Origin of the sequence: Parerythrobacter aurantius (assembly GCF_045291475.1) — a bacterium.
GTDB classification, from domain to species: Bacteria; Pseudomonadota; Alphaproteobacteria; order Sphingomonadales; family Sphingomonadaceae; genus Parerythrobacter; species Parerythrobacter aurantius.
This window is the reverse complement of record NZ_CP147985.1, coordinates 30,365-50,027: the sequence shown is the minus strand read 5'-3', so window position 1 is coordinate 50,027 and position 19,663 is coordinate 30,365. Positions and strand designations below refer to the sequence as shown.

Below are 19,663 nucleotides of genomic sequence, written 5' to 3'. Positions count from 1 at the left end.
CGGCGCCATGGGCAGCCAGCCGATCACGCAGGACAACGATCCCGATATCCCGCTCGAGCCGCAGGCGCGCTATTTCAATCGCGAGCTGAGCTGGCTGGAATTCAACGACCGGGTGCTCTCCGAAGCCAGCAACGATGCCTATCCGCTGCTGGAGCGGTTACGCTTCCTGTCGATTTCCGGGAGTAACCTGGACGAATTCATCATGATCCGCGTCTCGGGCCTCGTCGGGCAGGTGCAGCGAGGCATCGAGAAGGTATCGAACGACGGACGCACGCCCAGGGAACAGCTCGCAGCCATTCTCGCCCGGCTCGAACAGCTGAACGCGCGCCAGCAGGATATCTGGCGCGAGCTGCGCGCTCTGCTGGGCGATGCCGGCATCCACATCGCTGCGGAGGAGCGGGTCAACGCCGGGGCCTATGCCTGGCTGCGCGAGCATTTCCATACCGAAATCATGCCCTTGCTGACGCCGCAGGCGCTCGATCCGGCGCATCCCTTTCCTTTCGTTGCCAACGAAGGCCTGGGCCTGCTCTTCACCCTTCGCCGCAATGGCGAGGAACTGGTCGAGATGATCCTCATCCCCTCGGCGCTGCCGCGCTTCATCCGCGTGCCGGGGGAGGATGCGCTCTACATCAGCATCGAAAGCCTGATCACCCGGTTTGCCGGCCACATTTTCCCCGGCTTCGAATTCGTCGGCGGCGGCACATTCCGCGTCCTGCGCGACAGCGATATCGAAATCCAGGAAGAGGCCGAGGACCTCGTCCGCACCTTCCGCAGCGCTATCCAGCGGCGGCGGCGGGGGCAGGTGATCCAGCTCGAGATCGACGGCGATTTCGACCCCACTGCCGAGGCGTTGCTGCGGGAGAAGCTCGACACTGGAAGCGCCACTATCGTCAAGACCGAAGGGATGCTCGGTATCGAGGGTTTGGGCGTCATCGTCGGCGAGGATAGGCCCGATCTCAAGTTCGACAGCTACAGCCCGCGATATCCCGAGCGCGTGTTGGAACATGACGGCGATCTGTTCGCCGCCATCCGCGAAAAAGACATCATCATCCACCACCCCTACGAAAGCTTCGACGTGGTGGTCGACTTCGTCCGTCAGGCGGCGAGCGATCCGGACGTGGTGGCGATCAAGCAGTCACTCTATCGCGCGGGCAATCAGTCGGAAGTGGTCGATGCGCTGGTGGAAGCGGCGGAAAACGGGAAGTCGGTGACGGCCGTGGTAGAGCTGAAGGCCCGTTTCGACGAGGAGCAGAACCTCTATTGGGCAAACAAGCTTGAGCGCGCCGGGGTGCAGGTCATCTACGGCTTCGTCGACTGGAAAACCCACGCCAAGGTATCGATGGTGGTGCGGCGCGAGGAAGAGGGCTTCCGTACCTACTGCCACTTCGGCACAGGCAATTATCACCCGATTACGGCCAAGATCTACACCGACCTCAGCTATTTTACCGCCGATCCGCGGATGGGGCGCGATGCGGCCAAGCTGTTCAATTTCGTGACCGGTTACGTCGAGCCGCGCGATCTCGAGGTTCTCGCGGTTTCGCCGGTCAACCTTCGCGAGACAATCTACGCGCTGATCGACAACGAGATGGTGAACGCCCAGGCTGGCAAGCCGGCCGCGATCTGGATGAAGATGAACCAGCTGGCCGATGTCGGCATGATCGACCGGCTCTACGCCGCAAGCCAGGCCGGGGTCGAAATCCAGCTCATCGTGCGCGGCATCTGCGAGCTGCGCCCCGGAGTGCCCGGCCTTTCCGACAACATCCGCGTCAAATCGATCATCGGCCGGTTCCTCGAACACAGCCGCATCTACGCCTTCGCCGACGGTCATCCGATCCCGGGCAAATTCACCAAGGTCTTTATTGCCTCGGCCGACCTGATGGTGCGAAACCTCGATCGCCGGGTCGAACAACTGGTGCCGATCGAGAATGCGACAGTCCACGACCAGGTCCTGCAGCAGGTGCTTCTCGCAAACCTGCTCGACAACGAACAAAGCTGGGAACTTCAGCCGGATGGCAGCTATGCACGCGTTGCGGCCGGGGACAAGCCGTTCAACTGCCATCGCTACTTCATGACCAACCCCTCGCTCTCGGGACGGGGAGGGGCGCTCGAAGCCGGTGCCGTTCCCAAGCTGGCCCTGCGCCGGGGCGCGATCTGAATGGCGCTGACGGGGCGCAAGACCGACCGCGATGGCGTATTCCTGGGCAGCATCGCCCATCGGGCCATCATCGATATCGGTTCCAATACGGTTCGGCTTGTCGTGTACGGCGGATCGCCGCGGGCGCCGACCGTGTTGCTGAACGAAAAAGTGGCGGCGCGGCTCGGCAGCGACATCACGACGACCGGGCGCCTGGCGGAGGACGCGGTGGAACTGGCCATGCGGGGCCTCTCCCGGTTCGCGCTGCTGCTTGCGGACCTTGCCATCGACACGGTGGACGTGGTCGCCACGGCCGCCGTCCGCGATGCCAGCAACGGGGGCGCGTTCCTCGACAGGCTGCGCTCACTCGGCTTCGAACCCAGGCTGTTGTCGGGGGAAGAGGAGGCCCGGCTCAGTGCCTGGGGGGTGATCGGAGCGTTTCCCAGGGGCCGGGGCACCGTCGCCGATCTCGGCGGCGGCAGCCTAGAATTGATCCGCATCGGCTGTGAAGAGGACGGAGGCGAACCCGGACGCGGGATAAGCCTGCCGATCGGCACCTTGCGCTTGCCGGAACTGAAGAAGGGCGACCCCGAGAAGTTGCGCAAGGCTCTCCAGAAAGGGCTAAAGGATGCCGCCCTTGCCCCGGTGGAAGACGGCGACCTTTTCCTCGTCGGGGGCACATGGCGCGCCATTGCCGTCTATGCGATGGAACAGCGGGGATATCCGCTCACCGACCCGCACGGACTCAGCCTGCCGCGTGGGGAGGCGCTGGAACTGGCAAAGGATCTTGCGCGACGTTCGCCGGAAGACCTGCGGACTTCCCCGCGCATTTCGTCGATGCGTTCCGCCAGCATGGCCGACGCGGCCGTTCTCCTGCAAGTGCTGGCCAAGCGGCTCGAACCCCGCAATGTCGTGGTTTCTGCGTGGGGCCTGCGCGAGGGCATCCTGTTCTCCGGTCTCGCCCCTCATGCGCGGGCGCAGGATCCGCTTATTGCCGGCGTCACCACCTTCGCCGCTTCGCGTGGCGCCAGCCCGACGATGGCGACACGCATTGCGAGTTGGACCGTCGATGCGCTTCCACCGGGGGGCGGCAATTCCGAACGCAGGCGTTTGGCTGCCACCATGCTGGCGCTTGCAACAATGCAGGTCGAGCCCAACCTGCGGATGCGGGTCGGGGTCGAGTGGGCTCTGCACAAGCGCTGGATCGCCCTTTCGCCCGAAGGCCGCGCCATGATCGCTGCGGCGATCTGCGCGAACGGAAACCACCTCGATCTGCCGGACGAGGTTACCTCGCTCGCCGGCAAAGATGAACTCCACCGTGCCGTCGCATGGGGGCTGGCGATCCGCCTGTGTCGCCGGCTCGGCGGGCAATCGCGCCAATCGCTCCAGCTTTCCCGATTGGAACGACGGGACGGGGCGCTGGTCCTCTCGCTGGATGAGAGCAGGGCCGCGCTGTTCGGGATCCCGAACGAGAAGGATCTTGCCTTGCTCGCCGAATGGTTCGGGCTGACAGGGGAGGTCGAGATCGTCCGCGCACAGGATGCCGTAGCGTAAATCCGTGCTGGCATTATGGCCCAGTCAGCAGATCGTGAGACGTAAAACCTGCAAACTGGGCAAAATCGCGCAATCCTGTTGCAACGCATACGTATTCCGGTTTAGATTCCTTTCCCAGATGTCGCGGAAAAGCGGCACGAGGGAGAGGAGAAAATCTATGAGGATCAGGGCTTCCCTGATGGCCGGCATCTGTGCCGGTGCGATCGCCGTACCGGCCTATGCGCAAGAATCCGATGATCCGACGGTACCGGAGGCAGGCCCTCCCGTCATCGTCGTCACCGCCCAGCGACAGGCCCAGAGCCTGCAGGAAGTGCCGATTGCGGTCAGCGCCTTTTCTGCCGAAGCCCTCGAAGCCCAGCAGATCGAAAACGCCAGCGACCTCCAGCTAACGCTCCCGAACGTAACCTTCACCAAGGGCAACTTCACCGGGTCCAGCTTCACAATCCGCGGCATCGGCGACCTCTGTGTCGGCTTCAGCTGCGACAGCGCGACCGCGATCCATGTCAACTCGGCGCCGTTGTTCGGTACCCGCCTGTTCGAAACCGAGTATTTCGACCTCGAACGCGTCGAGGTGCTGCGCGGTCCGCAAGGTACGCTGTTCGGACGCAATGCGACATCCGGCGTCGTCAACGTCGTCACTGCCAAGCCCGACCTTTCCGGCTTCGGGGCCAAGGCGGAATTCCAGTACGGCAATTACAACAGCATCACCGCCAAGGGCATGGTCAACCTGCCTATCGGTGAAAGCATCGGCGCCCGCATCGCCGGCTTCTACCTGAAGCGCGACGGCTATACCGAGAACCTGTTCAACGGCGACGACATCGACGGGCGCGAAATGTACGCGATCCGCGGCTCGCTCCGGTTCGAGCCTGGCCCCGACACCACGATCGATCTCATGGGCTACTACTTCCGTGAAGACGACGACCGGATGCGCATCCAGAAGCAGCTGTGCCAACGCGATGCCACCGGCGTGCTCGGATGCCTCAACACCCGCCGCGACTATTCCAAGACCAACACCAATTCGACCTTCACCGGTACGCTGGGCTCGGAAGAATTCCTGCGTATCAACGGCCTTCCGCCGGGGTTCGGCCTGAACAGCCTCTACGGGCCGGATGCCTATGCCAGCTTCATCGAGCCGCGCGATGTGCGGCAGGTCAGCACGCCGTTCACGCCGGAATACTTCACCGACGAACTGCAGCTGCAGGCGCATATCGAACATGACTTCGGCGGCATCCAGGTCGGGCTTTCGGGCACGTACCAGGAAACCTCGGTCGACTCGCGCCAGGATTACAACAACGGCGTCGGCAACCGCGCCTTGTTGACGCCTGCGCTGACCCAGCTGTCGGCCTTTGCCAATCCGCTGGTCACCGGCCCGCTGGTGTCGTCCTATTTCCAGCCGATCGTCCAGGCGCTGATTCCCAACGGACCCAATGGCCCGCTGTGCGTGTCGGACACACGGCTGGACAACCGCGGCGCGTTCGAAGGGTTTTCGATCTGTAACGACCAGTTGCAGCAGTTCGACCGCTCGGTGGGCTTCGGCGAGGCTTGGTCGACGGAACTGATCGTCTCGTCCGATTTCGACGGGCCGTTCAACTTCCTGGTCGGAGGCATCTACGCAAATTCGAAGGCCACCGACGGTGATTATTTCGTCAATTCGTTTGCCATCGATTACATCACCGGCCTGCTCGGTTCATTCACCACGCTGGGGACGGCGACCGACGCCAACCCCAACAACAACCTGCCGCCGAGCTACCTGGCGACATCGTTCTTCCGCAACAACACGCAGGAGTTCGAACTCAAGAGCTTCGGCATCTTCGGGGAAGTCTATTTCGACATTTCCGACGCGCTGAAGCTGACGGTCGGCCTGCGCTACAATGACGACAAGAAAGCGCTGACGGCGCGCTCTACGCTGGCCAGCTTCCTCAATCCCTACAGCAACGATGGGGATCCCTTCGCATCTCCCTTCGTCGGCAGCTTCGACGCCGACCCCGGAACGCCGGGTAACCAGCTGATCCAGCAACGGGAAGTCGGTTTCAACGAATGGACCGGCCGTGTCGTGCTCGACTACCAGATTTCGCCGGACAACATCCTCTACGCGTCCTACTCGCGCGGGTACAAGTCGGGCGGCATCAACCCGCCGTTGCAGCCGATCTTCGCGGTTCCCGAGAGCTTCGGACCTGAAAAGATCGATGCCTTCGAAATCGGCAGCAAGAACACCTTCGCCAACGGTGCGTTGCAGCTCAATGCGACCGCGTTCTATTACAACTACAAGGGCCTGCAGCTCAGCCGCATTATTGCCCGCACGTCGGTCAACGATACGATCGACGCAAAGGTCTGGGGCCTTGAGCTGGAAAGCCTCATCTCGCCCTCGCCGAACTGGCTGATCAACATGAACTTCAGCTACCTCAACGCCGAGGTGGCGGGCGACCAGTTCTTCTCCGATCCGCGGGATCCGGGGGGTGGCGATCCGAATGCCGTCATCATCAAGGACATCACCAACGGTGCGCTCTGCGCAGTAACCGGGGCTGCGCCCGGCGGCCCGGATGCCTTCGTCAACGCGGTCAATCCGGCGCTGGGCTTGCGCCCGACGACGGAATTCCCTTCGGACGGCGGCATTGCCTCGTCGGGTGCGTTCAGCATCTGTAACGTCCTGTCGGCACAGGCGGCCTCTATCGGCGGGCTGTTCGGCGGGATCCAGGTGCTGAGCCCGGGCGTGGAAGTGAACCTCAAGGGTAACAAGCTGCCGCAGGCGCCGGAAATGAAGGCATCGGCCGGCATCCAGTACACTGCCGACTTCGACAGCGGCTGGTCGCTGGTCCCGCGTTTCGACCTGACCTTCACAGGCGAGCAATACGGCAACGTGTTCAACGGCCCGGTCAACCGGATCGAACCCTATGTCCAGGCGAACGCGCAGATCCAGCTCAACGGTCCCGATGACAAGTGGTTCGTGCGGGCTTTCGTGCAGAACATCTTCGACAGCGACTCGGTGACCGGGCTTTACGTCACCGATGCTTCTTCGGGCCTGTTCACGAACGTCTTCACGCTCGATCCGCGCCGCTACGGCATTGCCGCCGGCATCAGTTTCTGACGCGCTAGTCGTCAGGGAGAGGGGGAGGGCCGGCCTTCGGGTCGGCCCTTTTCGTATCCGCCGTCAGTTGGCGGAGGTTTTGGAGAAAGGCGAAAAGTCGGTGTCGCTGTCGAACACATCGACGCCTTCTCTCTGCTTCAGCGTGCCTACCACGACATAGGTGACGGGCGTCAGCACGGCTTCCCAGACCACCTTCAGCAGCCAATTCGTCACCATTACCGTCAGCACGTCCTGCGTTTCCCAGATGCCAAGGAATGCGATCGGATAGAACAGCAGGCTGTCGATCCCCTGACCGAAAACGGTCGATCCGATCGTGCGGCTCCACAGCGCCTTGCCCTTTGTCCAGATCTTCATCTTGGCCAGGACGAAGGAATTGACGAATTCGCCGGCCCAGAAGGCGATGATGGATGCTGCGACGATGCGCCAGGTGCTGCCGAATACCTGCTCGTAAGCCTCCTGCCCGTCCCAGCTAGCGGCAGGCGGCATGGCGACCACCACATAGCTCATGAAGGCCATGAAGATAAGCGCCGCGAACCCGGTCCAGATGACGCGCCGCGCCCGCGCATAGCCATAGACTTCGGTCAGCACGTCGCCGATGACGTAACTGACCGGAAAGAACAGTATGCCCGCGCCGAAGGTGAACCCCGCTACGGTCGAAAGCTTTGCCGCCCCGATCAGGTTCGACAGCAGCAGGATGGCGACGAAGGCGGCCATCACCAGGTCGTAGTAGCGGAAGTGGATCGGGGCCGTGCCCGAGACGCGGTGTGGAGCGGTGTTTTCCATCGAATCGCGCCTTATCGCTGTTTTGCAGCGCGGCAAAGCGCGCTAACAGGCCCCCAGCGCGCGCCCGTAGTTCAACTGGATAGAGCACGAGCCTTCTAAGCTTGGAGTTGCAGGTTCGAGTCCTGCCGGGCGCGCCAGGTTTTATTCCTCCTGCCGCTCCACCGATTTAGCGCGATCAGCCCCGCATTACTTCGTCGAGTGGTTCACCGGTGACGGGGTAGCCGTGCTCCGGTCCGATCTCCAGCCAGCCCCTGCCGTCCCTCTCGCCCATGAATGGCGTGATGGTCCGTACCGGGATGGCCTCGGCCTGCGCCTTGGCTTCGGCATAGGAGCCGAACATGGCCAGCCGTTCGAGATTGCGGCGTGTAGGGAAAATGAGCTGGATCTCGCCGCGCGCGGCCATTTCCAGCGCCCCCTTGGCACTCGTCCAGAACAGCCGTGTATTCTCCGACTGGTCGACCGCGATATCCACGGCGCCCGTGCCGATGTCGGCAAGGTAGAAACGGGTATCGTACACGCGCGGGATGCGCTCGTTCTTCGGAAACCAGCGTGCAAAGGGTGTGAGTTGGGGAAGGTCCAGCCTCCACCCGAACTCATCGAGCACGGGTGCCAGTTCACCCAGTTCCAGCAGCCTGGCCCGCGCCGCAGAAGCGCTTTCGGCTGTCAGTTCGCCCGTAAGACCGACAGCCAGCCCCGTTTCTTCGAGGGTTTCGCGCACGACCGCGATCTGGTGTGCGGCTTCGTCCAACCCAAGCGCGGGCGCGATTGTTTCGGCGAGCGCGAAATCGGCAGGATCGACACGGCCGCCCGGGAAGACGGCCATCCCGCCGGCGAAGGTCATGGTCCGCGAACGTACGGTCATGAGGATTTCAGGCGGGTGGCCCGATGCCCCGTTGCGGAAGATGACGACTGTCGCCGCCGGTATGCCTTCGCCGCTTTGTATGTCCTCGGTTGCGCTCATGGGCATGTTCTGGCGTGCCGTGCGGTTCTTGCCAAGCGCGCATTTTCCCTGAATGACAATGTCGGCGGGCTTTACACTGCCGTAGGGATGAAGACCCCGTTAACCATTGAAAAGCTCAGAAAAGTTGGCGGCAGCAGAAGTGGCACGGGCCGTGCATTATCCTTTGCGTACCCCGAAGGTAGTCTTCGAAACGAGGCGGGGTCACCAGTCTCCCGACCCCGCCTCCCCGAAGTCCACCACGAAAAAGGCCCGCCAGACGGCGGGCCTTTTCGATTCCAGCGCTACGAAGCCGATTCAGCTGGCGCGGGCGACGGCCTGTTCGTCCATAAGTTGCTGCAATTCCCCGGCTTCGAACATTTCCATCATGATGTCGCTGCCGCCGACGAATTCGCCCTTAACATAGAGCTGGGGAATGGTCGGCCAGTCGGAGAATTCCTTGATCCCCTGGCGGATCTCCATGTCCTGGAGCACATCGACGCTTTCATAGACCACGCCGCAATGGTCGAGGATCGCCACCGCGCGGCTAGAGAAGCCGCATTGCGGGAACAGCGGGGTGCCCTTCATGAACAGCACGACATCGTTGCTGCCGACGATATCGGCAATGCGGGCGTTGGTATCGGACATGATCCAGTTTCCTGATGAAAGAGTGTCAGCCCGTCACTTGGGAACGGCTGTGGTCAGTTGCAAGGCGTGGAGCACGCCCCCCATGCGGCCGCCGAGGGCGTCATAGACCAGCTTATGCTGCTGGACCCGCGTCTTGCCGGCGAACTGCGGGGCGGTGACCCTGGCGGCCCAATGGTTGTTGTCGCCGGCGAGATCGGTCATCTCGACTTCCGCGCCGGGAAGGGCGTCTAGGATCATCCCCTCGATCTCGGCAGCGCTCATCGGCATCGGGCGGGCCTCAGCTTCCGGCCATGAACTGGCGACGGGCCTCGACGGCCATGTCCTCGAGTGCGGCGCGGACGCCGGCCTCGTCGATGTCGACCCCCGCGGTGGTGAGATCGCCCAGCACCTTGCGGACCACGTCCTCGTCGCCCGCTTCCTCGAAATCGGCCTGGACGACCGACGTCGCGTAAGACGTGGTCTCTTCCTCGTTGAGGCCCATCTTTTCGGCCGCCCACTGGCCCAGCAGGCGGTTGCGGCGTGCCGCGACCTTGAAGGCGGTTTCCTCGTCCATAGCGAACTTGGCTTCCTCGGCGCGTTCGCGGTCCTTGAAATCGGTCATTGAATCGGTCCTGGATGTCTGTTGGTTGGGGGAGGGCGCTATCAGCCCTCGGCCCGAAAGGCCGTATGGCACGATTGGCACGCAGCCTTCGTCCTCGCAAGGGATTCGGTGAACGCGGCCTTGTCGCTAGCCTTGGCAGCAGCTTGGACGGCGGCGGTTGCCGCTTGGAACTCGGCCACCTGCGCCGCGAAGCCGGATGCGTCATCCCAGACGCCAGGCAATGCCCGGGTTCCTGCGACATCCCTGGTATCGGGCCCGAACAGTGCGGGGAGGGACCGTGCGAAAGACGCAACGCCGCTGGCGGGGAAGGCTGCCTTGGCGACGGCATCGGCCTCCTCGGCCTGCGATGCGCGGGTAAGCGCGGCCATGTTGGCAACAAGCATGGTCATGCCGCCCTGGCGCGCATCGACCAGCGGATTGGTCGAGTGCTTGTGGTTCTCATGCGCCTGCGCGGCCACGCCAAGGGCAAAAGTACCGACAGCGGCGGTGAGGATTGTCTTGCGCATCGATCAGTCTCCCATGGTCACGACCAGCTTGCCCACCGCTTCGCGGTTTTCAAGCTTGGCGATGGCGTCGGCCCCGCGCTCGAGGGGAAAGGTCTCGCTCACCAGCGGGTCTATCTTGCCGGCCTGCATCAGGTCGAACAGTTCTTGCACCTGCTCGCGGTATTTGACCGGTTCGCGCGCGGTGAATGCGCCCCAGAACACACCCGCTATATCACAACTCTTGAGCAACGTCAGGTTGAGCGGCATCTTGGCGATCCCGGCGGGGAAGCCGACGACCAGGAAACGGCCTTCCCATGCGATGGCGCGCAAAGCCGGTTCGGAATACTGCCCGCCGACGATGTCGTAGACGATGTTCGCGCCTTCCGGCCCGCAGGCTTCCTTGAAAGCATAGGCCAGCGCCTTGGAGGCATCCTTGTCCATCGCTTCGCGCGGATAGATCACGACCTCGTCGGCTCCGGCCTTGCGCGCGACTTCGCCCTTGGCCTCGCTCGACACGGCGGCAACCACCCGCGCTCCGAAAGCCTTGGCGAGTTCCACGGCAGAGAGGCCGACGCCGCCGGCCGCGCCCAGCACCAGCACAGTGTCGCCGGCCTTGATGTGGCCGCGATCCTTCAGCCCGTGAATGGTCGTGCCGTAGGTCATCAGCAGCGAGGCCGCCTTCTCGAACGGCACGCCCTCGGGCACCGGGAACAGGCGACCTGCGGGCATGATGACCTTTTCGGCCAGCCCGCCATTGCCCGTGCCGCCCAGCACCTTGTCGCCGACCTTGAAGCCATCGACCCCCTCGCCGACCGCCTCGACCACGCCGGAAATCTCCCCACCCGGCGCGAAGGGGCGGGGCGGTTTGAACTGGTACATGTCGCGGATGATCAGCGTGTCGGGAAAGTTGATAGCGCAGGCCTTTACCGCCACCAGTACCTCGCCCTTGCCGGGCACTGGTGTGTCGATCTCGTCGAGCGTCAGCGTTTCCGGGCCGCCGACGGCGTGCGATCTAAGGGCTTTCATGCGGCAATCTCCGTTCCTCGTGTCAGCCATGGCATCGCCGATGCCTGCTGCTTCTCGTATATGTCGATAGCGCCTGCCTGTTGCAGCGTCAGGCCGATCTCGTCGAGCCCCTCGGTCAGGCAGTGCTTGCGGAAAGGATCGACTTCGAAGGTGAAGCGATCCTGGAAAGGCGTCGTGACGGTCTGCGTCTCCAGATCGACCATGATCGGATCGGTCCGGGCGACGTCCAGCAGCCGGTCGATCTGGTCCTGCGGCAATGCGACCGTGAGGATGCCGTTCTTGAAGGCATTGCCGCTGAAGATATCGGAGAAACTGGGGGCGATAACGACAGTTATGCCGAGATCGAGCAGCGCCCAGGCCGCATGCTCGCGGCTCGATCCGCAGCCGAAGTTGTCGCCCGCGATAAGGATCGGCGCGCCCTTGAATTCAGGGTTGTCGAACAGATTGTCGGGATCGGCGCGAACGGTTTCGAACGCGCCGCGCCCGAGACCCTCGCGGGTGACGGTCTTGAGCCAGTGCGCAGGGATGATGACATCGGTATCGACGTTCTTTGCGCCATAGGGAATGGCGCGTCCTTCGACCTGGCTCACCGGCTGCATCAATCGGTTTCCGGCTTCTCGCCCGAAGGGACGGTGCCGGGCTTGGGCTTCTCGTCCTTCTTCTTGCGCTTGCCGACATAGAGCAGGGCGGCAGCGATGGCGGCGGAGCCGACGGCTCCGGCGATGGTCTTGGCGGGGAGTTTCTTTGTCATAGCCTCAGCTTTGGTATCGTCCGGCGCGTCCCGCAAGAGCCTATATGAAAACGTCTTCACCGAGTTTCCCGATTGGACGGCGGTGGACCGGTTCGGTATCCCCCACCCAGTTATGCCCGTCCAAGGTCCGGGCCTCGATACCTGCCAACTCCGGCGGAGCGAAGAGGCGCATGTTGACACCCATTCGCGTGCCGTCGAAATGCTCGGTCAGCACCCAGTGGGTCACCGTTCCGCAGGCCGGGCACCGTCGAACCTCGACTGCAGGTTTGTCGTAGTCGGGCCGTCTGTACGAAAGGGTCTGCCCCTTGATGTGTACCTCGGATTGCTCAAAGTAACCCCAGACACCGCCTGTCTTGCGACACAAGGAACAATCGCAGAAGTTCACGTACTCGGGTGCGTGGTCGAGTTGCACGGAAACGGCACCGCAATGGCAGCTGGCATTCATCGTACCAGCTCACGGACATCGGTCAGTCGCCCCGTAACCGCGGCGGCGGCGGCCATGGCGGGGCTCATCAAATGGGTGCGTGCGCCCGGGCCCTGGCGGCCGACGAAATTGCGGTTGCTGGTCGAGGCGCAGCGTTCGCCCGGCGGCACCTTGTCGGGGTTCATGGCGAGGCAGGCGGAGCAGCCCGGCTCACGCCATTCGAAGCCCGCCTCGGTGAAGATGCGGTCGAGCCCTTCCTCCTCGGCCTGCGCTTTCACCAAGCCCGAGCCGGGGACGACGATGGCCCATTTGACGCCTGCGGCCTTGCAGCGGCCCTTGAGAACTGCGGCGGCAGCGCGCAGGTCCTCGATGCGGCTGTTGGTGCAGCTGCCGATGAACACGTTCTCGATAGCGACGTCCAGCATCCGCTGGCCGGGGGTGAGGCCCATGTAGTCGAGGCTTTTCGCCGCTGCCGCCTGTTTCGAGGCATCGGAAAAACTTTCCGGTGCCGGCACTGTGCCGCCGATGGGGACGACATCTTCCGGGCTGGTGCCCCAGGTCACAGTCGGCTCGATATCGGCGGCATCGATGCGGACGCTGGTGTCGAACACGGCACCTTCGTCGGTGGCCAGCGAGCGCCACCATGCCACGGCCTGGTCCCATTCCTCGCCCTTGGGGGCATAGGGACGGCCCCTTAGATAGGCGAAGGTCAGATCATCGGGCGCGATGAGGCCGGCGCGTGCGCCGCCTTCGATGCTCATGTTGCACACCGTCAGGCGGCCTTCGATGCTCATCTGCTCGAATACCTTGCCGCGATATTCGATGACATGGCCCGTACCGCCGGCGGTGCCGATGACGCCGATGATGTGCAGGATCAGGTCCTTCGCCGTCACGCCCGGCCCGAGTTCGCCATCGACGCGCACTTCCATCGATCTGGAGCGTTTGAGCTGCAGCGTCTGGGTCGCCAGCACATGTTCGACCTCGCTGGTGCCGATCCCGAAGGCGAGGGCACCTATGCCTCCGTGCGCGGCGGTGTGCGAATCCCCGCAGACGATCGTCGTACCGGGCAGCGAAAAGCCCTGTTCGGGTCCGACGACATGGACGATCCCCTGCTCGCGGGCCGTCGCATCGATATAGCGAATGCCGAACTCGGGGGCGTTGCGCTCCAGCGCGGCAAGTTGCTGCGCACTCTGGACGTCGGCAATGGGGAGGCGCTGGCCGGCAGCATCCAGCCGCGCGGTGGTCGGCAGGTTATGGTCGGGAACAGCCAGCGTGAGGTCGGGCCTGCGGACCTTGCGGCCGGTCATCCGCAGCGCCTCGAACGCTTGCGGGCTGGTCACTTCATGGACGAGATGACGGTCGATGTAGATCAGCGCAGTGCCGTCCGGCCGCTGGTCGACGACATGCGCGTCCCAGATCTTTTCGTAAAGGGTGCGGGGCCTGCTCGCCATGGGCCTGTGCTTTGCGTCCTTTGCGCAACACAGGCAAGGCGATGTGCGAAAAGCAATTGCGGTGTCATGGAAAAGAAAGCTTTTCGTCCCTAACTTACAACCATGTCAGCAAAGCCCTTCGCCTTTCCGATCCAGGTCCTCCCGGCCGACATCGACTTCATGGGGCACGTCAACAACGCGCGCTATCTGAACTGGGTGCAGGACGCGGTGCTGGCGCACTGGCGCAAGCTTGCCCCGGCCGAGGAAGTGGCGAGCAAGGCTTGGGTCGCGCTCAAGCACGAGATCACCTATCGCAAACCGGCCTTCCTCGAAGACGATGTGATTGCGCAGACCGTGCTCGAACACTTTCAGGGCGCGCGGGCATTCTACCACACGGTGATCAGCCGCGGCGAGGAAGTGCTGGCCGAGGTCAAGTCGAGCTGGTGCTGCATCGATGCGCGCACCTTGCGCCCGGCAAGGATCGGCGATCACCTGCGCGAATTCTTTTTCCCGGACGGCGGCTAAGGGCCATCTTGCGCGCCTTTTCCGCGCACCTATACGCATTCCCATGATTTTCAGGTGCGTATCCTGCTGACGTGACACCGCAGTATCACCTTCCCGCCCGCGAATGGCAGGCGGCCGCAGGCCTTCTGCTGGCCGTGCTGGTTGCCGGGTCGTGGCTGGGCCTGCATTTTTACGCGATGCTGCGATTCGACCTGTCATGGTCGAACCTGCCGCTGGCGCTCGTCATGGCGGCACTGCAGTGCTGGCTTTCGGTGGGTGTCTTCATCATAAGCCACGATGCCATGCATGGCAGCCTGGCGCCGGGGCACCCGCGACTGAACGGAGCCATCGGGGCGGTGCTGCTGTTCCTCTATGCCGGGTTCGGCTGGCGGCAGCTGCGCGACGCGCACTTCGATCACCACCGTTTCGTCGGCACCGGGCAGGATCCCGATTTCGACGAGAACCATCCCGACCGTTTCCTGCCATGGTACGGCACCTTCCTGCGGCGGTACTTCGGATGGCGCTCGCTGGTCTACGTGCACACGGTGGTAGGCATCAACTGGCTGGCGCTGGACGTGCCGATGGCCCAGATCGTGCTCCTCTACGGGCTACCCGCGCTCGCATCCTCTCTCCAACTGTTCTATTTCGGCACCTACCGCCCGCATCGCCATGCGGATGCCGGTGGGGAGCCGGGCTTCGCCGATCGCCACAATGCCCGCAGCGAGAGCTTCGGGCCGCTGATCAGCCTCGCCACCTGTTTCCATTTCGGCTATCATCTCGAGCACCACCGCAGGCCTGACGTGCCTTGGTGGGCGCTCCCCGCCGCACGCCGCGCCGGGATCGGATCGATCGCAAACCCTGCCAAGGTACCCGTATGAGCTGGCTTGAAATCGCCCTGACCGTGTTGGCCGCCCTGATCGGGATGGAACTGTTCGCGTGGGCGGCGCACAAGTACATCATGCACGGCTGGGGCTGGGGCTGGCATCGCGACCACCACGAACCGCACGACAATGTGCTGGAGAAGAACGACCTTTTCGCCGTCGTCTTCGGCACGATCACGGCGGCGCTGTTCATCGTCGGGGCGCTCTATTCCGACTGGCTGTGGTGGTTCGCCGTGGGCATCACGCTTTACGGCGTGATCTACACGCTGGTGCATGACGGACTGGTCCACCAGCGGTATTTCCGCTGGGTGCCGCGGGGCGGTTATGCCAAGCGGCTGGTGCAGGCGCACAAGCTTCATCACGCCACCGTGGGCAAGGAAGGCGGGGTCAGCTTCGGGTTTGTGTTCGCCCGCGATCCGGCGGCCTTGAAGGCTGAGCTGAAGCGCCAGCGCGAGGCCGGGGTCGCCGTGGTTCGCGACAGTGCGGGCGTCTAGCTGCCCAGCACCCGTTTCTTGACGACGCGAAGCACCAGCCAGATCACCAGCACCGTCGGCAGGACAAGCACGGCCACCGCAACGTCCGGATCAATCCCCGGCCAGCGGTATCTGGCGCCTTTGAGCACATAGCCGACGAGGCTCAGCAGGTAATAGGTGATCGCCACCACCGAGAAGCCTTCGACGAGCTGTTGCAGGCGCAATTGCCGGCTGCTCGATTCCTCCATCGAACGCAGCAGGTCGGCGTTCTGGTTCTCGATCCGCGTCTCGATCCGCGCGCGCAGCAATGACGAAAGCTGGCTCGCCCGCAGCGCAAGCTGCCGCTCCCGGTCGATCACGGCATTGCAGGTGCGCATCGCGGGGAGGAAGCGGCGTTCGGTGAAATCCTCCAGCGAAGCGAAGCCGTCGATCGGCGCGATGCGCAGCTGCTCCAGCCGTTCCTCGACCAGCGTCGCATAGGCCTTCGTCGCGCTCATCCGGTAATTGATAGAGGCAGCGACAGCCATCAGCTCAAGCGACAGGTCCGACAGTTCCTGCAACAGGGCATCGTCCGTTTCGTCGGCATTGGTGACACGCTGTGACAACCGCGCCAGTCGCTTCTCTGCGGCATCGAGCCTTGGCCAGACCGCCTGCGCCTCGGGCAGGCCGAGCAGGGCCTTGTTCCGGTAATTGCCGAGTTCCTGCAGCCGCTGCAGCAAGCGCGTGAAATCGCGTCGGTCGGTGTCGCCCGCAGCGACCAGAAGCCGACCGAAGCCGTCGTCGCCCAGCCGGAAATCGGACCACATGCGGGCGGTCTGCTGCAACCGGCAGGAAACGGTTTCGGAGGGCAGGAAGTCGAGCGACGGAACGAGCGCCTCCGCTTCCGTCTCCGTCTCCACCAGGCAGATCGCCGTTGCCCGGATGATCTTGCCCGGCAGGCTATCGGCCCAGGCGAGAGGGCCGGCGAGGTCGGGCTGCTGGCGCGGCGCGCGGAAGGCCGTGATGTCAGTACTGGGGATGAAGAGCGTCAGGCTGCTGCCTTCGCTATGCCGTTCCCAGGCAAAGCGCACCCCCTTGGGCAGGGTGCCGTCGCGATGCCGCGGAGGCGCGTCCAAGCCCGTCAGATTGCTGTGGCGGTCGAGCACGGCGAGTTCCTCGTCGCGCTCGTTCGGGTCGACTTCCGTGACCCATTGGAGGATCACTCCCGGCACCGGCACGCTCGGCCAGCGACGCAGGTGCATTTCGCCGACAACCAGCCTTCGCAACTCGTGTTCGCGCATCGGTCTACCCCCGGGTGGTCGACTGTCCATGCCCGTTCGTCGTTCAAAAAGCGAGTCGGCAGCCTATTCGTTGCGTGTAGCGATCCATCCACCGGCGATCAGGAGGATAGACAGCGAGACGAAAACCCATGGGCTGCCCAGGGTGAGCCAGGTGAAGACGACACCCGCGGCCATGGCCGAAATGGCCGCGACCTTGGCCGGTCGCCCTATCGCGCGACGATCACGCCAGTCGCGGACCTGCGGACCCCAGTGCGGATGGTCGAGAATTTTCTGTTCCCAGGCTGGATTGCTGCGCGCAAAACAGAACACCGCCAGCAGCAGAAAAGGTACCGTGGGCATGATCGGCAGGATCGCGCCCACAGCACCCAGCGCGACGCTGGCAATGCCGCCGGCAAGGTATAGCGGTCGCATGGTGTCAGGCGCCCAGCGAGATCCGCGCCGCATGTTCGCGCACCAAGGCGATCATGTTGGGAACACCTTGGGTGCGGTTGGAAGAGAGCTGGTTCTTGAGGTCGAACGGGGCGAGGGCTTCGGCGATATCCATCTGCGCGATCGATTCCGCCGGTAGATCCTGCACCGCTGCGATCACCAGCGCGACGATGCCCTTGGTAATCGCCGCATTGCTGTCGGCGAGAAAGTGCAGCCTGTCGCCTTCACCCGTGGGATAGACCCAGACACTGGCAGAGCAGCCACGCACCAGTGTCGCGTCCGTCTTGAGTGCATCGGGCATCGGATCGAGTTCGCGGCCCAGTTCGATGAGCAGGCGATAGCGTTCGTCGCCTTCGAGAAACTCGTATTCTTCGCGGATATCGTCGAGCGTGCGCATGCGGGGGCATTTAGGCGCTTGCGGCTACAAATCTACCCCGCTGGCGATGGCTTCGAGCTTGCGTATGCGTTCCTTGAGATCGGCGATCTCGATCCGCGCCGCGCCTTCGCCGACGCCGCCTTCGATCTCGACAGCGTGACGCGACTGCCCCCGGTCGAGTTCCTGGCGCTTCAGCGCGAGCCATTCGTGCCAGGCCCGCAGCAGGGCGGCCACGACAACGGTAAGTCCGACCAGTGCGGTCACTGCGATGACGAATGTGGGGTCACTCATCTCGAACCATCCTCATGCAATTCAGCGCTCGTCGCGCAGTCGTTCGATTTCCTCGGCGGTACGGCGGGCAGGGTCGGTGGCGATGGCCTCCAGCACCTTCACCCGTTCGCGCAATTCTGCCAGTTCGCGGTCCTTCTCGGCAGATGCCTGCTGCCCGAAGCTCTGGTTGCCGTGCATGTCCTCGATGATGCCGTTCCGGGCGCGATAGCGGGCGTTCAGCACCTTGGCGGCGCAAACCACCATCACGATGATCACGACTGCAGTTGGCCAGGTCATCGTGCCGCCTCCCGCCCGGCAATGCGGGTGTCTCTGTCATGCAGGTCACGAAGCTGCTCGATCTGGTGCGCGAGGGTTGGATTGCCGTCGGTGGCGATACGCTCCAGCACGCGGACGCGTTCTTCGAGGAGGGCATATTTGTCGTTGCTCGCGACCGAGATCTTCCCCGCCTTGTGCTCCGCCACCCATTCCTTGTGCCGGTAAACGCGCGAGACGATACGGCTGATGGTGAAGGCAGTCACCAGGACGACAGTCAGGATGAATGCGAAAATGAGGGGGAGGTCGCCGTCCATCAGGCGTTTCCTTCCGTCTTGGCTCCGGCCAGGGCCCTTCCGCGCAGCGCCTCGATTTCGCTTCCCAGCTGGTAGCCGCTGTCGGTGACGATCCGCTCCACATTGGCGAGCCGATCCTTCATTGCGCCCAGTTCGGCGCGCAATTCGGCGTTTTCCTGTGTCAGCAGTTTGACCCTTTCGGCAGTCTGGCCGTCGGTGGAGGGCTTCAAGGACTGGCCCCACATGCCTTCCAGCGGATAGCCATGCTTGATCTTCAGCTTGGTCGTGTGGATCCAGCCGAAGGTGCTGATCACGCCGATGCCGAGCGCGCCGCCGATGATCCACGGCAGGTGGGGGATAAACTGGGCAACTGCGGGGTCCATTATGCTTGTTCCTTCCTGCCTGTGTCGAGCGGGACGCCGCTGCCGGTGTCGCGCAGGGCTTCGATTTCGTCTGCCAGCGAATATCCGCGATCGGTGACGATTTTCTCGAGCACGATCATGCGGTCCTGCATGGCGTCGAGCTTCTCGTGCAATTGGCGGTTCTCGTCGCGCAGCTGTTTCGTTTGCGGGTTTTCGCCCATGCCGGTCTTGCCGCCCCATTCGTCTTCGAGGTCGTAGCCGTGCCTGGCGCGGATCCAGTTGTTGCCGAGCCAGCCCAGGGTGCTGACCAGCATGAGGCCGACGATCCATTCCATCAGGCGCGCTCCTCATTCTTGATGTTCAGCGAAACCCCGGCGTCTTCCACCCGGCGCGTGTCACGCAGGGCTTCGATCTGGGTCGCGACATTGTAGCCGCCGTCGGTGACGATGCGTTCGAGCACCTGTACCCGGTCTTCCAGCCGCTGGATCTGGCTGGCGTATTGCGCAGCCTTTTCGGCGGTCTGTTCGGCGGTGGCACCCACCTGCATCTCGGCCATTTTCTGCTGGTGCCTCGCCCAGATGGCGATGATCGGGATCGAAAGGGCAAAGATCGGGATCAATGCTCCGATAGCGCCTGCGTCCATGTCAGTCCTCCCTTGCGC

26 protein-coding genes and 1 tRNA gene are annotated in these 19,663 nt (G+C 63.5%); 7 read left to right on the top strand and 20 right to left on the bottom strand.

The features are described from left to right. Positions 1–7: 7 nt before the first annotated feature. The 3 genes from WAB17_RS00305 (at position 8) to WAB17_RS00295 (ending at position 6,773) form a co-directional block, all read left to right on the top strand. Positions 8–2,155: an RNA degradosome polyphosphate kinase gene (locus WAB17_RS00305; protein ID WP_435418052.1), complete on the top strand. Its 2,148-nt coding sequence runs from the start codon at positions 8–10 to the stop codon at positions 2,153–2,155. After that, a complete protein-coding gene (locus WAB17_RS00300; protein ID WP_435418051.1) occupies positions 2,156–3,688 on the top strand; it encodes a Ppx/GppA phosphatase family protein in 1,533 nt (510 codons plus the stop codon). A gap of 157 nt (positions 3,689–3,845) precedes the next feature. Continuing rightward, entirely contained in the window at positions 3,846–6,773 is a 2,928-nt protein-coding gene (locus WAB17_RS00295; RefSeq protein WP_435418050.1) for a TonB-dependent receptor, read from the top strand. A 63-nt stretch (positions 6,774–6,836) separates the two neighbouring features. On the opposite strand, the gene WAB17_RS00290 is transcribed toward WAB17_RS00295, so the two are convergent. Beyond that, positions 6,837–7,556: a queuosine precursor transporter gene (locus WAB17_RS00290; protein ID WP_435418049.1), complete on the bottom strand. Its 720-nt coding sequence runs from the start codon at positions 7,554–7,556 to the stop codon at positions 6,837–6,839. Between the two features lie 60 nt (positions 7,557–7,616). On the opposite strand from WAB17_RS00290, the gene WAB17_RS00285 reads away from it, so the two are divergent. Continuing rightward, positions 7,617–7,693 (top strand) — tRNA-Arg (locus WAB17_RS00285). Between the two features lie 38 nt (positions 7,694–7,731). On the opposite strand, the gene WAB17_RS00280 is transcribed toward WAB17_RS00285, so the two are convergent. From WAB17_RS00280 to leuC, 10 genes are all read right to left on the bottom strand, one after another. Continuing rightward, positions 7,732–8,517 carry an NUDIX hydrolase gene (locus WAB17_RS00280; protein ID WP_435418048.1) on the bottom strand — a complete coding sequence of 262 codons (786 nt, stop codon included), beginning with the start codon at positions 8,515–8,517 and terminating at the stop codon, positions 7,732–7,734. 294 nt (positions 8,518–8,811) lie between these two features. Further along, entirely contained in the window at positions 8,812–9,141 is a 330-nt protein-coding gene (gene grxD, locus WAB17_RS00275; RefSeq protein ID WP_435418047.1) for a Grx4 family monothiol glutaredoxin, read from the bottom strand. Positions 9,142–9,174: 33 nt separating this feature from the next. Next, on the bottom strand, positions 9,175–9,408 hold the full coding sequence (locus WAB17_RS00270; protein WP_435418046.1) for a BolA/IbaG family iron-sulfur metabolism protein: 234 nt from the start codon (positions 9,406–9,408) through the stop codon (positions 9,175–9,177). 10 nt (positions 9,409–9,418) lie between these two features. Then, a complete protein-coding gene (locus tag WAB17_RS00265) occupies positions 9,419–9,742 on the bottom strand; it encodes a DUF1476 domain-containing protein (RefSeq protein ID WP_435418045.1) in 324 nt (107 codons plus the stop codon). A gap of 41 nt (positions 9,743–9,783) precedes the next feature. Continuing rightward, entirely contained in the window at positions 9,784–10,248 is a 465-nt protein-coding gene (locus WAB17_RS00260) for a cytochrome c (RefSeq protein ID WP_435418044.1), read from the bottom strand. 3 nt (positions 10,249–10,251) lie between these two features. After that, on the bottom strand, positions 10,252–11,253 hold the full coding sequence (locus WAB17_RS00255; RefSeq protein WP_435418043.1) for an NADPH:quinone oxidoreductase family protein: 1,002 nt from the start codon (positions 11,251–11,253) through the stop codon (positions 10,252–10,254). Then, the gene (leuD, locus tag WAB17_RS00250) at positions 11,250–11,852 is read right to left on the bottom strand and encodes a 3-isopropylmalate dehydratase small subunit (protein ID WP_435418042.1); all 603 of its coding nucleotides are present in this window, start codon (positions 11,850–11,852) and stop codon (positions 11,250–11,252) included. The genes WAB17_RS00255 and leuD overlap by 4 nt, the downstream gene beginning before the upstream one ends. Further along, positions 11,852–12,004 carry an isopropylmalate isomerase gene (locus WAB17_RS00245; protein ID WP_435418041.1) on the bottom strand — a complete coding sequence of 51 codons (153 nt, stop codon included), beginning with the start codon at positions 12,002–12,004 and terminating at the stop codon, positions 11,852–11,854. The genes leuD and WAB17_RS00245 overlap by 1 nt, the downstream gene beginning before the upstream one ends. Before the next feature lie 40 nt (positions 12,005–12,044). Further along, on the bottom strand, positions 12,045–12,449 hold the full coding sequence (locus tag WAB17_RS00240; RefSeq protein WP_435418040.1) for a GFA family protein: 405 nt from the start codon (positions 12,447–12,449) through the stop codon (positions 12,045–12,047). Beyond that, entirely contained in the window at positions 12,446–13,879 is a 1,434-nt protein-coding gene (leuC, locus tag WAB17_RS00235) for a 3-isopropylmalate dehydratase large subunit (RefSeq protein ID WP_435418039.1), read from the bottom strand. The genes WAB17_RS00240 and leuC overlap by 4 nt, the downstream gene beginning before the upstream one ends. A gap of 102 nt (positions 13,880–13,981) precedes the next feature. On the opposite strand from leuC, the gene WAB17_RS00230 reads away from it, so the two are divergent. The 3 genes from WAB17_RS00230 to WAB17_RS00220 all read left to right on the top strand — a co-directional run bounded on the left by WAB17_RS00230 (position 13,982) and on the right by WAB17_RS00220 (position 15,737). After that, positions 13,982–14,383: an acyl-CoA thioesterase gene (locus tag WAB17_RS00230; RefSeq protein ID WP_435418038.1), complete on the top strand. Its 402-nt coding sequence runs from the start codon at positions 13,982–13,984 to the stop codon at positions 14,381–14,383. A 71-nt stretch (positions 14,384–14,454) separates the two neighbouring features. Continuing rightward, positions 14,455–15,240, top strand: coding sequence for a fatty acid desaturase (locus tag WAB17_RS00225; RefSeq protein ID WP_435418037.1), 786 nt, complete (start codon positions 14,455–14,457; stop codon positions 15,238–15,240). Next, entirely contained in the window at positions 15,237–15,737 is a 501-nt protein-coding gene (locus WAB17_RS00220) for a sterol desaturase family protein (RefSeq protein WP_435418036.1), read from the top strand. Before WAB17_RS00225 ends, WAB17_RS00220 begins: the two co-directional genes overlap by 4 nt. On the opposite strand, the gene WAB17_RS00215 is transcribed toward WAB17_RS00220, so the two are convergent. The 9 genes from WAB17_RS00215 to WAB17_RS00175 all read right to left on the bottom strand — a co-directional run bounded on the left by WAB17_RS00215 (position 15,734) and on the right by WAB17_RS00175 (position 19,645). Then, positions 15,734–16,996, bottom strand: coding sequence for a DUF3422 family protein (locus WAB17_RS00215; RefSeq protein ID WP_435418035.1), 1,263 nt, complete (start codon positions 16,994–16,996; stop codon positions 15,734–15,736). The genes WAB17_RS00220 and WAB17_RS00215 overlap by 4 nt on opposite strands. A gap of 63 nt (positions 16,997–17,059) precedes the next feature. Next, entirely contained in the window at positions 17,060–17,407 is a 348-nt protein-coding gene (locus WAB17_RS00210) for a YbaN family protein (protein WP_435418034.1), read from the bottom strand. A 4-nt stretch (positions 17,408–17,411) separates the two neighbouring features. After that, on the bottom strand, positions 17,412–17,822 hold the full coding sequence (locus WAB17_RS00205) for a SufE family protein (RefSeq protein ID WP_435418033.1): 411 nt from the start codon (positions 17,820–17,822) through the stop codon (positions 17,412–17,414). Between the two features lie 24 nt (positions 17,823–17,846). After that, complete coding sequence (locus tag WAB17_RS00200; RefSeq protein ID WP_435418032.1) at positions 17,847–18,092, bottom strand: hypothetical protein; 246 nt, start codon at positions 18,090–18,092, stop codon at positions 17,847–17,849. A gap of 21 nt (positions 18,093–18,113) precedes the next feature. Next, the gene (locus WAB17_RS00195) at positions 18,114–18,368 is read right to left on the bottom strand and encodes a hypothetical protein (protein WP_435418031.1); all 255 of its coding nucleotides are present in this window, start codon (positions 18,366–18,368) and stop codon (positions 18,114–18,116) included. After that, a complete protein-coding gene (locus WAB17_RS00190; protein ID WP_435418030.1) occupies positions 18,365–18,661 on the bottom strand; it encodes a hypothetical protein in 297 nt (98 codons plus the stop codon). Before WAB17_RS00190 ends, WAB17_RS00195 begins: the two co-directional genes overlap by 4 nt. Further along, positions 18,661–19,023, bottom strand: coding sequence for a hypothetical protein (locus tag WAB17_RS00185; protein WP_435418029.1), 363 nt, complete (start codon positions 19,021–19,023; stop codon positions 18,661–18,663). Before WAB17_RS00185 ends, WAB17_RS00190 begins: the two co-directional genes overlap by 1 nt. After that, complete coding sequence (locus tag WAB17_RS00180; protein ID WP_435418028.1) at positions 19,023–19,337, bottom strand: hypothetical protein; 315 nt, start codon at positions 19,335–19,337, stop codon at positions 19,023–19,025. Before WAB17_RS00180 ends, WAB17_RS00185 begins: the two co-directional genes overlap by 1 nt. After that, the gene (locus WAB17_RS00175; RefSeq protein ID WP_435418027.1) at positions 19,337–19,645 is read right to left on the bottom strand and encodes a hypothetical protein; all 309 of its coding nucleotides are present in this window, start codon (positions 19,643–19,645) and stop codon (positions 19,337–19,339) included. Before WAB17_RS00175 ends, WAB17_RS00180 begins: the two co-directional genes overlap by 1 nt. Between the last annotated feature and the right edge of the window lie 18 nt (positions 19,646–19,663).

What these genes read in the sequence shown, in the direction of transcription:
- WAB17_RS00305 (WP_435418052.1), top strand. Translation starts at nt 8, where the DNA reads ATGGGCAGCCAGCCGATCACGCAGGACAACGATCCCGATATCCCGCTC.
- WAB17_RS00300 (WP_435418051.1), top strand. Translation starts at nt 2,156, where the DNA reads ATGGCGCTGACGGGGCGCAAGACCGACCGCGATGGCGTATTCCTGGGC.
- WAB17_RS00295 (WP_435418050.1), top strand. Translation starts at nt 3,846, where the DNA reads ATGAGGATCAGGGCTTCCCTGATGGCCGGCATCTGTGCCGGTGCGATC.
- WAB17_RS00290 (WP_435418049.1), bottom strand. Translation starts at nt 7,556, where the DNA reads ATGGAAAACACCGCTCCACACCGCGTCTCGGGCACGGCCCCGATCCAC.
- WAB17_RS00280 (WP_435418048.1), bottom strand. Translation starts at nt 8,517, where the DNA reads ATGAGCGCAACCGAGGACATACAAAGCGGCGAAGGCATACCGGCGGCG.
- grxD (WP_435418047.1), bottom strand. Translation starts at nt 9,141, where the DNA reads ATGTCCGATACCAACGCCCGCATTGCCGATATCGTCGGCAGCAACGAT.
- WAB17_RS00270 (WP_435418046.1), bottom strand. Translation starts at nt 9,408, where the DNA reads ATGCCGATGAGCGCTGCCGAGATCGAGGGGATGATCCTAGACGCCCTT.
- WAB17_RS00265 (WP_435418045.1), bottom strand. Translation starts at nt 9,742, where the DNA reads ATGACCGATTTCAAGGACCGCGAACGCGCCGAGGAAGCCAAGTTCGCT.
- WAB17_RS00260 (WP_435418044.1), bottom strand. Translation starts at nt 10,248, where the DNA reads ATGCGCAAGACAATCCTCACCGCCGCTGTCGGTACTTTTGCCCTTGGC.
- WAB17_RS00255 (WP_435418043.1), bottom strand. Translation starts at nt 11,253, where the DNA reads ATGAAAGCCCTTAGATCGCACGCCGTCGGCGGCCCGGAAACGCTGACG.
- leuD (WP_435418042.1), bottom strand. Translation starts at nt 11,852, where the DNA reads ATGCAGCCGGTGAGCCAGGTCGAAGGACGCGCCATTCCCTATGGCGCA.
- WAB17_RS00245 (WP_435418041.1), bottom strand. Translation starts at nt 12,004, where the DNA reads ATGACAAAGAAACTCCCCGCCAAGACCATCGCCGGAGCCGTCGGCTCC.
- WAB17_RS00240 (WP_435418040.1), bottom strand. Translation starts at nt 12,449, where the DNA reads ATGAATGCCAGCTGCCATTGCGGTGCCGTTTCCGTGCAACTCGACCAC.
- leuC (WP_435418039.1), bottom strand. Translation starts at nt 13,879, where the DNA reads ATGGCGAGCAGGCCCCGCACCCTTTACGAAAAGATCTGGGACGCGCAT.
- WAB17_RS00230 (WP_435418038.1), top strand. Translation starts at nt 13,982, where the DNA reads ATGTCAGCAAAGCCCTTCGCCTTTCCGATCCAGGTCCTCCCGGCCGAC.
- WAB17_RS00220 (WP_435418036.1), top strand. Translation starts at nt 15,237, where the DNA reads ATGAGCTGGCTTGAAATCGCCCTGACCGTGTTGGCCGCCCTGATCGGG.
- WAB17_RS00215 (WP_435418035.1), bottom strand. Translation starts at nt 16,996, where the DNA reads ATGCGCGAACACGAGTTGCGAAGGCTGGTTGTCGGCGAAATGCACCTG.
- WAB17_RS00210 (WP_435418034.1), bottom strand. Translation starts at nt 17,407, where the DNA reads ATGCGACCGCTATACCTTGCCGGCGGCATTGCCAGCGTCGCGCTGGGT.
- WAB17_RS00205 (WP_435418033.1), bottom strand. Translation starts at nt 17,822, where the DNA reads ATGCGCACGCTCGACGATATCCGCGAAGAATACGAGTTTCTCGAAGGC.
- WAB17_RS00200 (WP_435418032.1), bottom strand. Translation starts at nt 18,092, where the DNA reads ATGAGTGACCCCACATTCGTCATCGCAGTGACCGCACTGGTCGGACTT.
- WAB17_RS00195 (WP_435418031.1), bottom strand. Translation starts at nt 18,368, where the DNA reads ATGACCTGGCCAACTGCAGTCGTGATCATCGTGATGGTGGTTTGCGCC.
- WAB17_RS00190 (WP_435418030.1), bottom strand. Translation starts at nt 18,661, where the DNA reads ATGGACGGCGACCTCCCCCTCATTTTCGCATTCATCCTGACTGTCGTC.
- WAB17_RS00185 (WP_435418029.1), bottom strand. Translation starts at nt 19,023, where the DNA reads ATGGACCCCGCAGTTGCCCAGTTTATCCCCCACCTGCCGTGGATCATC.
- WAB17_RS00180 (WP_435418028.1), bottom strand. Translation starts at nt 19,337, where the DNA reads ATGGAATGGATCGTCGGCCTCATGCTGGTCAGCACCCTGGGCTGGCTC.
- WAB17_RS00175 (WP_435418027.1), bottom strand. Translation starts at nt 19,645, where the DNA reads ATGGACGCAGGCGCTATCGGAGCATTGATCCCGATCTTTGCCCTTTCG.